Annotated in this window: 7 protein-coding genes; 4 read left to right on the forward strand and 3 right to left on the reverse strand. The window is 39.2% G+C overall.

Annotated features, from left to right (window positions below; genetic code table 11):
• The first annotated feature begins 88 nt into the window (after nucleotides 1-88).
• On the forward strand, nucleotides 89-2,500 hold the full coding sequence (locus GPM24_RS15300; protein WP_158827726.1) for an outer membrane beta-barrel protein: 2,412 nt from the start codon (nucleotides 89-91) through the stop codon (nucleotides 2,498-2,500).
• A 121-nt stretch (nucleotides 2,501-2,621) separates the two neighbouring features.
• Here GPM24_RS15300 and GPM24_RS15305 read toward each other — a convergent pair whose 3' ends face one another.
• The 3 genes from GPM24_RS15305 to GPM24_RS15315 form a co-directional block, all read right to left on the reverse strand.
• Nucleotides 2,622-5,048, reverse strand: coding sequence for an AsmA family protein (locus GPM24_RS15305; RefSeq protein ID WP_158827728.1), 2,427 nt, complete (start codon nucleotides 5,046-5,048; stop codon nucleotides 2,622-2,624).
• Nucleotides 5,049-5,251: 203 nt separating this feature from the next.
• Nucleotides 5,252-6,019 (reverse strand): GLPGLI family protein, encoded by a 768-nt coding sequence (locus tag GPM24_RS15310; RefSeq protein ID WP_158827730.1) that lies wholly within the window; start codon nucleotides 6,017-6,019, stop codon nucleotides 5,252-5,254.
• 5 nt (nucleotides 6,020-6,024) lie between these two features.
• A complete protein-coding gene (locus tag GPM24_RS15315) occupies nucleotides 6,025-8,820 on the reverse strand; it encodes an outer membrane beta-barrel family protein (protein ID WP_158827732.1) in 2,796 nt (931 codons plus the stop codon).
• Nucleotides 8,821-9,247: 427 nt separating this feature from the next.
• Between GPM24_RS15315 and GPM24_RS15320 the strand changes: the two genes are divergently transcribed.
• From GPM24_RS15320 to GPM24_RS15330, 3 genes are all read left to right on the forward strand, one after another.
• Nucleotides 9,248-10,207: a GDP-L-fucose synthase family protein gene (locus tag GPM24_RS15320; RefSeq protein ID WP_158827736.1), complete on the forward strand. Its 960-nt coding sequence runs from the start codon at nucleotides 9,248-9,250 to the stop codon at nucleotides 10,205-10,207.
• Nucleotides 10,208-10,603: 396 nt separating this feature from the next.
• On the forward strand, nucleotides 10,604-11,332 hold the full coding sequence (locus GPM24_RS15325; RefSeq protein WP_158827738.1) for a polysaccharide biosynthesis/export family protein: 729 nt from the start codon (nucleotides 10,604-10,606) through the stop codon (nucleotides 11,330-11,332).
• Between the two features lie 5 nt (nucleotides 11,333-11,337).
• On the forward strand, nucleotides 11,338-13,704 hold the full coding sequence (locus tag GPM24_RS15330) for a GumC family protein (RefSeq protein ID WP_158827740.1): 2,367 nt from the start codon (nucleotides 11,338-11,340) through the stop codon (nucleotides 13,702-13,704).
• Nucleotides 13,705-13,723: the final 19 nt, after the last annotated feature.

The raw sequence follows: 13,723 nt of genomic DNA on the forward strand, positions 1-13,723 counted from the left end.
TAATTGAGCAGTACTGTAACTAATTGGTTCGAACTTGCATCTTATGGTTATGGTATCACAACGAGTATTATTTTTAACCTTATTTACAATGTTGCTATGCAAGTGGACTTACGCACAAACTCATAATAGCAAAATATCCGGTTTAATACTAGATGATACCAAAAAGCCGCTCGACGGCGCAACAGTGATATTACTTGCTGCAAAAGATTCGGCAGTGGTAAACACACAACTGTCTAATGCAGATGGTACTTTCAGCTTTTCAGACGTTAAAAATAATACTTACTTAATCAAGGTAACTTACATTGGTTATCGTAATTACCGTAGCGCCGATGTAATTGTCAGTCAGCAACAAGCGGTTAATCTGCCTGCCATTATTTTACAGCCTGCAGGAAAAGCATTAAAAGAAGTAGCCGTTACCGGGCAAAAAGCTTATATACAGCAAAAAGTTGACCGTACAGTGGTTAACGTTGGCGCTTTGATATCAAACACCGGAGCTAATGCTTTAGAAGTACTGGCCAAAACGCCCGGCGTGCAGGTAGACGCCGATGGAAATATTACTTTTAAAGGTAAAAGCGGTGTGTTGGTGATGATAGATGACAAGCCAACTTACCTTTCTGCCGCAAATCTGGTAACTTACTTGCGCTCATTACCTTCTACTGCGTTAGACCAGATAGAATTGATGGACAATCCACCAGCTAAGTACGACGCCGCCGGTAATGCAGGTGTTATCAACATTAAAACCAAAAAGAATTCTCTCAAAGGTTTAAATGCCACTGTATCGGCTAATTACGGGCAAGGGTTTTACGGCCGTACAAACGAGAGTCTGAACTTTAATTACCGTATCAATAAAGTTAACCTGTTTGCCAACGTTTCTTATAACAAACAGCGTACTTTCAGAAGGCTGGCGATTGATCGTATTTATTTAGACGAAAGCGGAAATCAGGCTTCTTCTTTACAAGATATATCTTATTTCAGGCCCAGAAGCAATAGCACAAACATCAAGGCGGGCATGGATTTTTACCTGTCAAAGAAAACCACCTGGGGTATAGTGTTTACCGGTAACATATCACCCGATCATGACAGCAGTCCGGTTTATAGTTTGCTATATAATCGTAACGGCCAGTTAGATTCTTCAGTCACTACATTTAATACCTCTAAAAACAAGTTTAATAGTAAGGGTATCAACATGAACTATACGCATAAGTATGATAGTACCGGCAGACAGCTTACTTTTGATTTAGATTACATTCGTAATAAATCGGGTAGCAACCAGTTGTTTATGAATGATACTTTTTTGCCGGATAACACTTTAATTCTGACCCAGGTCATACGCAGTGACCTACCGTCAATTATTAATATCTATGCGGCAAAGGCAGACTATACCCAGCCGCTTAAAGGCAAAGCTAAGCTGGAAGCGGGTGTGAAAAGCAGCTATGTAAATACCGATAATGCAGCTAACTATTTTAACGTTATTAATGATGTAAGCACTATTGATTATAACAATACCAACCGGTTTTTATATAAAGAAAATATCAATGCGGCTTACCTGAATTTCAACAAAACCTTTAAACGATTTTCTATACAAACAGGCTTGCGGGCAGAAAATACAAACGGTAATGGTCATCAGCTGGGTAATAGTCAAAGGCGCGATTCATCTTTTGTAAAGCATTATATCAACCTTTTTCCAACAGCGTATCTTTCTTACAACCTGGATACGGCGGGGCACCATGTGCTGGTTGCTTCATACGGCCGACGCATAGGCCGGCCCAATTATGGTAGTCTGAACCCTTTTACCTTTTTTGTAGATAAGTTTACTTATTTTTCAGGTAATCCTTTCCTCCGGTCAGAGTTTACCAATAATTATAAGCTGGCTTACAGTTTTAAAAGTCTTTTAACCATAGCAGCCACTTATAACTACACCACCGATGTGCAGGGAGAAACCATTCGTAAAGAAGGCAATATTTTCGTTAGTACCACTGGCAACATCGGTAAGCAAAAAGTGCTGAACTTTTCGGCCAATACCAATTTTCAGCTAACTAAGTGGTGGTCGGTTAATTTATATGCCGAGGTGTTCAATAACACCTACCAAGGGGCCTTTTATACCGGTTACCTTAACCAGTCTAAAACAACATTTAGCATGAATGGTAACCAACAATTTACTATATCAAAAAACTGGAGTGCCGAGTTAAGCGGTTGGTATAGCAGTGGTGGTACCTACGGCCAATTTATATCCATACCTACCGGTATGCTAAATGCTGCATTGCAGAAAAAGATATTGAACAACAAGGGCTCTATAAAATTAAACGTTCAGGATGTTCTACGTACTTTCAGCCCAAGCGGTACCATAACTAACATAGCCGGAGCTACAGCAACTTACCGCAACTTTTCAGATACGCAGGTAGCCACACTAGCATTTACCTACAATTTTGGCAAATTAACAAACAGCGTTTCAAAACGGGAAACCGGTGGTGCAGAAAGCGAAAAGGGCAGAGCTCATTAGTGAAACGTGGTTTGTAATTTTATGAAGTTTTCTCTGTCTGCTAACTCAACTATATCGTAAAAGGGTGTAATATTAAGATGTTTTTAATATTGCATAAGTGATAACCTTATGTCGGATGTTACTATTTATGATTTTTGTTCCAGCCTATTTTTATTTTTCCATTTTCATCGTCATGCGCCAAAATATGTAACACGATACCTTTGTATCGCCTTTCTTGCAGCTCTTTTTCGTCGGTAATATCTTCGTCTTTTTTAGGATTTCGCAAAGGGATGTCCAACGCAATACTGGTTCCCTTGTTTAAGCCATATACACCCTCAACGTCAGCATTTAGTACACTCGAACTTATTTGCATAGGTTTAATGATAATATGTTCACCCCGTACATCAAACCGGCCGTTTAAGGTTGGAATAGTGATATTATTTAAATCGCGGAATGGAAAAGCAAACTTTCCTACTTTTATTAATGGATCGAAATCAAGCAATGCGGCATTTTGCAAATTCAATTCAACTGTGCCGTTAAGCGACCGGGGTAGCAAACTCCCTTTGTCTGTAATACCACCATTGAGCTGGGCTTTGGCCGATAAATATCCTTTAAGATTTTCGTATGAAAAGCCGCTCATTCCAAAATTATCAAAGGCTTTGAAAAACTCGCGCACGTTTACCCTGCTTATTATAGTATTGATAGCAAAACGGTTAACGTTGTCGCCCTGTGTCATACGTCCCTTAACTTCTAAAGATCCGCCTGCATGCCTTAGTCCCAAATCTTTTATAAAAATGCCTTCTTCATAGGTAAGCAAGTTGGCATGAACGTTAGTGGCTAAAAAGTTTTTATAATAAAGTTTATCTACAGAAACATGCATTTCAGCATTGCCTTTGTCTAAAGCGTTACTCAACTGGTCAATAATGTTAGTGCTGTTGGCGGTTCTTCGAACAGGTCTTGCTGAAGGGCGGCGCCTGTTTAAAAAGCCTAAAAATTCTGCCACCCTCAATTCAGGGCTGCGGATTTGCCAAGTCAATAAAATCTTTTCGGGATCATTGTAATACAAGTTCAAAAAGTTTTTTACCCGGCCCTGCATATACACCACACTATGGCCGCTTTGCACACGCATATCGCTAAGTACTAAATCGTTGTTAATAAAGCCCAGCGACATAGATGTGTTCTGAAACTTTAAATTCCGGGGAATATAGGTAGCGTCGGCTTTAACCAGCTTAATCATTCCGCTGATGATGGGTTTGTTAAGACGGTAGTCTACCACGTCAGCTTTAAAATGCAGATTTAAATTTGCAGAACCAGTGCTGAATTTAGCTATATCCTTACCCAACAATTCGTTTAAATTAACTAGCGGAAAGTTGGATACAAAGTTGCCGGTAACAATAGGCTTTTTCAAATTGGCTATAGTACCGGTATCCACCCTTACAGGCACTTGGTGATATTTGCCGGTAAAATGGTATACCTTAATAACAGAGTTTTCATCTGTTAAACCTTTGCCTTTTTCTGCCTCATTGGTAAATTGGGCATCAAAGCTGCAATTGTCAAAATCGCCGCCAGGCGTGGTTAATCGGTTGTTGTTAATATTGCCAACTACATTAAGTTTCGGGTCGCCTCCGCCAAAGCTTCCGGCAATGGTTGCTTTTACAGCAAACGGCTTTTCTAAATTAAATTTGTTGAGTGTGATAGCTATGTTGTTTGCCAGCAGCGCCGATGCGTGCCGCCACAGTATTTGATTGGCCGATACCTGTATATTAAAATCAGTAGGCTTATTGCCAGTATTAAATGTTGCTTTAATACCAAAGTTGTCGCCACCAATGGTTAGGTTTTTTGATTCTACATTGATAATGCCTTTGTCTTCGTTATACCCGGCCAGGAGCTGGCCGGCTACTTCCTTGTTTTTTAGAAAGCTACCGCGGTCGGTATTAAAGGCAAAGCTTTGAGGTAGCACTTTTAATTGCAAGTTGGCATTCCATCCCGAGTCGGGATAATGCATTTTGCCTCGCAACTCTTTTACATCAAACTGAAACAGCTTGTTCTTCTGCTGATTGTTAACAGCGAACTTTACGTTATTCAGGTCGATATTGCCAAACTCCGTATCAGAGTCGCCACTGCTGGTATCTTTTGGGGTCTGTTTATTTTTCTTTTTAAATATAGATGTATTGCTGTAACCTGCAGTATCTGTATACAAATCGATGGATGCATCATTAATAGCAATGCGGCTAATGCGCACCGTGCCTTTAAATAATGATGCTGTATTAATGGTTACGCCAAGGCTTTGTGCGTCAAGTAGTGTATGATGATGCTCTGCCCAACGTTTGTCGCGCACCAATACTTTTTTGAGAGATACAGAAATACCTGGAAACCCACTAAAAAAGCTGGTTTGCAAATCGCCAATGGTTAAATTGCCATCCAAATTTTTATTTAATTCGGTATTAATCAGCGATAGTACTTTGGCTTTGTGTGTACTGATGTATATGGAAATTCCTACAAATAGCAAAATAATTGCGCCTACAATTACTGCAAGTACCTTAAATAAAACTTTTAACCACTTCGGCATATAATTAGTTTAAACAGAAAGCTATATATAGCAAAGATTGTTTTTGGTAAAAGTGTTTGACTGATTAGCGGCGAATTGGTGTTTGTGATATTTATGAAGCAACAAATTGCACGTTATGTAATATTCACTTGAATAGTTTAAACACAAAAGCCTCTAACTTAAGGCTAGAGGCTTTTGCGTTTGCATATAGTTGGCCAATTGTATCATAGCATAAGGGCTTTTAACGCCGTTTTGCCATAATTGCCCCAATTAGTCATGGCCGATTTAATGGTTTCTGCAAGTTTTTTGTTATCCATCGGTTTACCTTTGGATGGTGGTTTGATAGTGGCGGCCTGTACAGTTTGGTCGGTAACCCGTGTGGCAAACCAGGTTATGTTTTCGTGGGGCATGGCCAAGCCCAGTATCATGCCGGGTAAACCGGTGAATGATTCGGGGCCACCCGAAGTAGGAATCTCATCTGTGTAAAAAGCTACCACATAAATAGAGTCCATAACCACGGCATTAGCCCTGCGGCACGAGTAGCCGGCAATATCCCGCCTTTCATCTGTTATTTTCCAGTTGATGTGGCGTATGCTGTCTTTCACCAGAAACGACTGTTCAAAAACTGTTTTTAGTGTAGTGCTCAAACCATCGCCAAGGTTAGTGTAGGTGGTATTATTTTGTGTCACCATCGGACTGGAAAATGTCTGATCCTCGTCTGCATCTTCATTAGGTACAAATAGCGTTTGGTTACCATTAAACGTCAGCGTACTTTTTAATTTCTTGAATTGTGGCTTTTGCTTTTTGTATGCCTCAAATGCCGGTAAAAAAAAGCTTTCGTTATCCTTGTCCATCATTTTTTGAATAACGGCGTACATGTTTACCGATTTTTCAAACTCAATGGTACCACTTGGGGTAAAACGTTTGGCTTGTGCTATAGCTGTGTAACCTGCTATTGCAAGCATTATTAAAGTTAAGATAGGTCTTTTCATGGCTGTTATTTTTTAGGTTGAGCGCCACCGCCCATTTTGCTGAAATCCCAAGAAAGGGATACCATAAAATATCTTCTGATGTTGGTGTAAGTAGTTTGCGTAAGCATATTGCCTAATGCGCTTCTGTCAAAACCCTTGTTTTGATTAAGTAAATCGTACCCTGTAAGCGAAATTTTTAGCTGATCTTGCTTGGTAAAGGTTTTGGCGATAACGGCATTCCAAGTAAAACGCTCAAACCGCTGGTTAAACGATTCGGTTTTAGCACGGTATTGATAGTCGCCGTCTGTGCCAATTTGAAACTTAAGCGGCAGATAAAAATTGAAGCCGCCCCGGCTATTAAAACCAAAACCATTGTTGTTTAGGCTTTGCAATGATGATTTGCTTACAGTATAATTAGGGCCACCAAATATATAAGCATCATACTTTTTTTCTTTGTATTTCGAAATATTTAAGCCAGTACTATAGTACTGCGATTTAGTGTAGTTGATGGCATCGTTAATAAGGTTGTATGAATTGTTGCCATTGGCAGAAAGGTTTAGCCCCAGGTTAATACTGCCTAACGCTTTAATTTTTCGTCCGGAATAAACCTCCAGATAATAATTGGTTGAGTTTTTATTGAAGTTTACAGACCGGTAAGTGCTTCTGCCGGCCGAATCGACTGTGGTATTGCTTACAATAGGATTGGATGTAAACGAATAAGAACCATAAAGGCCGATGTACTGATCGGTTAATACTTTGTAAGAGTTATAATTGAAATCAAAGTTGTTTCTGAACGATGGCTTCAAATCCGGGTTACCCAAGGTGATATTAAGCGGATCGGTGTTGTTAAAAACCGGCTGAAGCTGGTTTATAGTAGGTTGTAGCGTATTGCCTTGATAAGCCACACGCATGTTGGTTTGCGGACCAAATTTATAATTGTATGATGCTTGCGGATTCCAGTTAATAAAGCTGCGTTTAAAAACGCGGTCGGTAAATTCATCAACCTGTTTATAATTAACGGTAGCCGCTTTGGTTCCAAAGTTTAGCGTCCCTTTTTTGCCTTTTAAATTGAAAATGGCTCCGCCTTCATTGTATAACTGATTAAATTTGTAATCGTTACTTAAAAGACTGTCGAGTAACGTGTAACCGTTTGCCGAACGGTTATACGATCTTCTGTCAGAACTACTGTTATTTACCGAAAAAGCGTAGTTAACAATAACCGTAAAGTTTTTAGCCAGTGGTTCGGTGTAGGCAACGTTGGTTTTCAATATGGTACTTTTTACATTCTCCGTTTTATACTGGTCAATTTCTTGCCTGCTTGTGAACGTTCCGGTAGTATCGTAAAAGTTGATTTTAGAATTTAAGTATCCTTTTGCATTGTTTTCATTATAAAGTTCGTCGGCTGTAAAAGATATAGTACGGCCTTTTTTCTTGAATTTTTTATTCCAGAATACATTGGCATGAAATACTTTGCCATCAGTGTTATTGTCAATGGTTCTGTCGCTCTCATTCAACAAAACATCGTTACCTCTTATACTGGTGGCTTGGTAGCGGTCTTTAACACTACCGTTTTTAACCGTAGCATCAGCTATCACTTTAAGGTTGGAAGAAGTGTCAATTTTTAATTGATAAGTAGCATCCAGTTTTTGCCTGAACATGTGCTTATCAAAAGTTTGGTTATTGTTGCTGTTGATGGTACCGGTTGGCAGATTATTTTGCGACAAGATGTTTTTGAAGCCGGTAACATCCAAAGAGCCCGCTTTATAGTTAGTATTAAGCGATTCTTTGTCTTTATTCCATTTCGTATCATAATGCACGCCGCCGGTTCTGGCCGTTGGTATACCTTCGCCATTGTATCGCCCGTCAAACGAGTCGAGCTCATCATTACCGTTGTCAAAATTAATCATTATGCCACCGCCATCCATTAACTCAACGTTCCCGGACGATGCGTACTTTTGGTTATCCTGCCAGCCCAGGCCAGTTTTGCCGGTATTAGCCAATGTGCCGTATACTGAAAGTTTTTGTTTTGCTTTAAAAGCATTAAACATGGCTTGCGTTTGGTAAAACTTGTTTGTACCAACTCCACCATCTAGCTTACCGAAGTAGCCTTGCTTCTTGTCATCTTTAAGCTGTATATTAATGGTCTTGGTTTTCTTGTCATCATCAATACCGGTAAAAGCCGCCTGGTCGCTTTTTTTATCATATAGCTGTACTTTGTCAACCATATCTGCCCTTAGGTTTTTGGTAACCAGGGTAGGGTCATCTCCAAAAAACTCTTCGCCGTCAACCAATACCTTATTTACCGTTTGGCCCTGGGCAGTTATCTTTCCGTCTTTGTCTACCTGTATACCGGGCAGTTGTTTCAGCAAGTCTTCCACCTTAGCATTTGGTTGTATTTTAAACGCACTGGCATTAAACTCGGTAGTATCACCTTTTATTTTTATGGATGCCTTTTCCGCCTTAACAATTACTTCCTGTAAAAGCCTCGATTTAAGCAGCATATTAATCTTGCCGAAGGCTTTATTATTGGTAACAGAGTCAAGGCTAAAATGCTCTGTATAGTCGGCATAGTCGGGATAGCTAACCAATAATATATACTTTCCCTTATTTAAGGTGTTTATAGTAAAGCTGCCGTCGGGCTTTGCCCTAGCAAAACTCCGCAAAATAGAGTCTTTGGCATTTAATATACATACCGTTGCATTTTCGAGCGATTGGTTTGACGTAGAATCTCTAATACTGCCAGTTACAAGGTACTTGCTTTGAGAATAAGCTGAAGCAGTAACAAGAAAAGAAAAAAATAAGAATAGAAAAGGGTATTTCATGTAAGGCGTTGGTTAGGCAACTAAAATACCTTTTTTTGTAATCAAACATCGGTTTTTTACATTATTTAACATTTTACTATGGTTACCCAATAATTAAACCTGTATACAAAAGCTTTTGCTTTTAGCAAATTAGACGGGAGTAGGGGTTAAACAATAAGCGTCTATCTGCTTAGTTGCAGCAAACAGGCTTCTGTATGCGCGGTGTATTTGAAAGTTGTGGGTTTACACTTTTTCTCACAATTGCATATTATCATTATCAATCTTTTCCACTTCATATTCTACTTATATAATACTTGTATTTTCAAGTAAAAAACAGCCGGATTTTGTTGGATATACATATATAATAATACTGTAATAAGCTACAAAACGTGTTACACTATTTCACATGAAAATTTGAATGTTCTCGACCTTAACTAATTACAATTCAATGAATAAAGATGCCAAAATATTTATTGCAGGCCACCGAGGTATGGTGGGCTCTGCAATTTGCCGGAAACTGGAAAAAGAAGGATTTACAAAACTTACGGTACGTACATCATCCGAACTCGATTTACGCAATCAAAAAGCTGTCGCTGAATTTTTCAGCACAGAAAAACCCGAATATGTATTTTTAGCCGCAGCTAAAGTAGGGGGCATATTGGCAAACGAACGGTATAAAGCCGACTTTTTATATGACAACCTGCAAATTCAATCTAACGTGATTCATTCTTCTTATGAAAACGGGGTAAAAAAGCTGATGTTTTTTGGGTCAAGTTGCATTTATCCTAAGCTGGCGGCGCAACCTTTAAAAGAAGATTGTTTGCTGACCGGCCCGCTGGAACCTACAAATGAGCCTTATGCTGTTGCAAAGATTGCCGGCATAAAAATGTGTGATTCATACCGCGATCAACTTGGCTGTAATTATATCACCGTAATGCCTACCAACCTGTATGGCTATAATGATAATTATCATCCAGAGCATTCACATGTATTGCCAGGCATGATACGGCGGTTTCATGAAGCTAAAGTGAACAATTTGCCATCAGTTACCATATGGGGAACTGGTACACCCCGGCGCGAGTTTCTATTTATAGATGACCTGGCAGCGGCTTGTTGTTATTTGATGGACAATTATGACGAAAAAGGGTTAATCAATATTGGTATTGGTGCAGATATCAGTATTAAAGAACTGGCTTATTTAGTAAAGCAAACGGTAGGCTATAACGGAGATATTAACTTCGACACAACCAAGCCTGATGGTACACCCAGAAAATTGATGGATGTAACCAAGTTACATGCAAAAGGATGGAAACATAGTGTGGAGTTGCCAGAAGGTATAAAAATAGCTTATCGGGATTTTTTAGCAAGCTATGTTAATGAATATGCAGAAGTAGGAGATCAGCATTAAATTAAAGTAGATAAGCTAAATCATAGTTGGTAAAAAGGCCTGTCAATTACAATATTGAACCTGTAAAAATTAAAGAATTATTAAAAAGATACCAGTTTTTAGGATTAAATTAAGGAGTTAGGAAGTAAAAATTCACGTATTTTCTCAGTTGTTTACAAAAAGATAACAACACTGTAAATTGCTTTTTGATGCAAGGTAAACTATCTACTTTTAGAATGTCAGACACAGCGTAATAAACTGGTCTGACAATGAAACCATCAACGCTTACAAAAGAGAAATCATGTAAGCGAAATGGCGAAGCTATAGCAACACCATTCTCTTACTTACTAATTTGCTTCTGAACAAGTCAGATCAAGTTACTTCCGTCAACTTATATTATCACTTAACTAAAAAAAGATGTCTAAAAGGCTATTACTATTGCTGTGCATAATTGTATCGTTTTTATCAGCTTGCAACTCATATAAAAATGTTCCTTACTTCCAAAATTTAAAAAGAAACGGAACTGTAAAAGAGGCTATTACCAACTTTTCACCACTCGTTATACAACCCGAAGATTTATTAACCGTTAACGTTACCAGTTTAAATCCAGGTGCCTGGCAAGATTCCAGCAGCAAGGCAGAATACCAGGTAAGTCAGGAAGGTACCATCCAATTACCTATATTAAATGAAGTTAAAGTAGCAGGCTTTACCGCTTCACAATTACAAGATCAGTTAAAAAGACAACTTACCAAGTACCTGAAAAATCCGAACGTTAACGTTCGGATAGTAAATTATAAAGTTGCTGTGTTAGGTGATGTGCTACGCCCCGACGTATTTAAAATTCCGAACACCCGTGTAACACTTTTAGAAGCACTCAGTTTGGCTGGCGATTTAACCATAACCGCTAAGCGAACCAATGTGCTTATTATAAGAGAGGTAAATGGCGAAAGAGAGTACCAGACAGTTGATCTCACTTCAACCGACTTCATAAAATCGCCGGCTTATTATTTAAAAAACAATGATGTGGTTTACGTTCAGCCAGACAAAACCAAATTTGCCACTGTTGACCCAGGCTACCGCACTTTAAGCTTAGTTCTATCAGGCTTATCAATAGTTGCCATTGTTTTAGCTAACGTTTTAAACTAACACCAATGATACATAATCAACTTTCTACCAACGTTGCCAACGGTAACGAAACGGAGACGGCTAGCCAGGCACAGTATTTTAAAAAGATGTGGGACTCGTATTCTTTTCACTGGCCCCTGTTTTTAATCAGCATAGCCATATGTTTAACGCTTGCCGTGTTGTACATTAAAAATACTTTACCTGTATACCATGTTGCGGCCAAACTGGCCATGAATGATCCTAAAAAAGATCAGTTGAATGCAAAAACGGCGTTGGAAGCACTTGATATTTTGCAAAAGCCAAAGGTGATAGAAAACGAAGTTGCCATACTGCGTTCACGGCAAATGTTACGCTCTGTAGTACGCGACTTAAACTTATGGGTAAATTATCAGGAGCCTTATAATTACATTTATAAAGACCTTTATACCAAAAGCCCTCTACAATTCCAGTACATTAAGCCATCTGGAGATTTAGAAAAAGCTGACTTGGATATCACGGTAAAAAATGCCAACTTTTTTGATCTGAAACTAAAAGACGGAACAAGCATTACTTTACCGTTTAATAAACCATTAAAAAACGGATTAGGCATATGGCAGCTGAACACAACCGACAAGATTGCCAAAAACGGTGGCAAATCTTTTAGAATACAGGTTAAAGACCCTGAAGATGTGGTTTCTGCCTATCAAAAAGATATAAGTGTAGTTTTAGATAAAAACGCACCTATTATTGATTTGCAACTGGATGACCAGGTGCCGGCACGTGGTGTAAAAGTGCTTAACACTTTAATTGCTGTTTATAAAGCAGCCAACGCCGCCAACAAGAATAATGAAACCGCCCGTACTTTAAAATTTATTGATGAGCGCTTATCATCATTAACGCAGGAATTAACTGGGGTAGAGAAGAACGTAGAAGATTATAAAAGCAGTATTGGCTTAACAGATATTACCTCACAATCACAATCATATCTGGATAACATCCGTACAAATGATGCCAAGTTAACAGACGTAAATATCCAACTGAATGTAATTAACGGCATCGAGCGCTATGTAAATTCGTCGGCCCATACGGCAGTGCCCGCTACTATTGGTATTACCGATCCGGGGTTGGTAAGTTTAGTTGAGAAACTGACACAGTTAGAATTGCAACGCAACCGCTTACTGGCTACTACTCCTGAAGATAACCCGATATTTGCACCGGTTAATAGCCAGATTGTAAGTACAAAAGAGGCCATCAGAGAAAAAGTAAGGGCCATTAAATCTTCACTGGTTACAACACACAACCAATTGCAGCAGTATGGCTCTAACATCGAAACATCTATAAAAAGTGTTCCTAAACACGAAAGACAGTATGTAAGCATTAAACGCCAGCAGGGTATCAAAGAAAACCTGTATGTGTATTTGCTACAAAAACGCGAAGAGATTGCCTTAAGCTATGCTTCAATCATTACCGATGCATTTACTGTTGAGGATGCATTTTATAATGATCCGCAAACATCAGCAAAGATGCCGGTAGCTTTGGCTTTGATATTCGGGTTTTTGATTCCGGTAGGATACCTTTCATCTAAAAAGGCGTTAAACAGTAAGGTGTTAACCCGTGATGAAATTGAGCAAGGTACTTCTGCTCCAATTATGTGCGAACTGATGCATTCTAATGAAAATAACGCCATTGTGGTGTTAGACCGCGAATCATACGCCATTGGTGAGCAGTTCAGGTCGTTGCGAACCAGTTTATTGTATGTGAACAACAATGCCGAACGCGGCAAAGTAACGTTGATCACTTCAAGCGTTGCGGGAGAGGGTAAAAGTTTTGTAACCAGCAACATTGGTGCTTCGCTTGCCGCTTCTGGTAAAAAGACCATCATACTGGAGCTGGATTTACGCCGCCCAAAAATTACCAAGATATTCGACTTGGATATTATGCACCCTGGACTAAGCGATTTTTTAAATGGCGAAGCTACCATGCAGCAAATTATTCAGCCGTCGGGTGTGCATAGCAATTTACATGTCATGCGTTCTGGATCGCCGGTAACCAATCCGTCCGAATTGTTGGAAAGCGAGCAAATGGAGCAGATTATTAATGATTTGAAATACGAATATGATAATATCCTGATTGATTCTCCGCCACTAAAATTAGTAACCGATGCCATGATTTTAGCGCCTAAGTGCGATGCTTGCTTATATGTAATCAGGCAAAATGTTACCCTTAAATCAGACTTACGCTTTATAGACCATGTATACCGGTCAAACAAAGTACGCAACATGAATCTGATTTTTAACGGTGTGCGGATGGAACGCCGCTACGGTTATACCATGGATTGGGGATACTATGCAGACCGGTCTGTTAAGCAACTTCAAAAAAAATCAGTATTCGAAAACTTCTCGCATAGGTTTTAATACATAAAGTAATCAGTTC

Origin of the sequence: Mucilaginibacter lacusdianchii, assembly GCF_009770985.1 — a bacterium.
Lineage (GTDB): Bacteria > Bacteroidota > Bacteroidia > Sphingobacteriales > Sphingobacteriaceae > Mucilaginibacter > Mucilaginibacter lacusdianchii.

Coding starts and splice junctions, on each gene's coding strand:
- GPM24_RS15300 (WP_158827726.1), top strand. CDS start 89: ATGTTGCTATGCAAGTGGACTTACGCACAAACTCATAATAGCAAAATA.
- GPM24_RS15305 (WP_158827728.1), bottom strand. CDS start 5,048: ATGCCGAAGTGGTTAAAAGTTTTATTTAAGGTACTTGCAGTAATTGTA.
- GPM24_RS15310 (WP_158827730.1), bottom strand. CDS start 6,019: ATGAAAAGACCTATCTTAACTTTAATAATGCTTGCAATAGCAGGTTAC.
- GPM24_RS15315 (WP_158827732.1), bottom strand. CDS start 8,820: ATGAAATACCCTTTTCTATTCTTATTTTTTTCTTTTCTTGTTACTGCT.
- GPM24_RS15320 (WP_158827736.1), top strand. CDS start 9,248: ATGAATAAAGATGCCAAAATATTTATTGCAGGCCACCGAGGTATGGTG.
- GPM24_RS15325 (WP_158827738.1), top strand. CDS start 10,604: ATGTCTAAAAGGCTATTACTATTGCTGTGCATAATTGTATCGTTTTTA.
- GPM24_RS15330 (WP_158827740.1), top strand. CDS start 11,338: ATGATACATAATCAACTTTCTACCAACGTTGCCAACGGTAACGAAACG.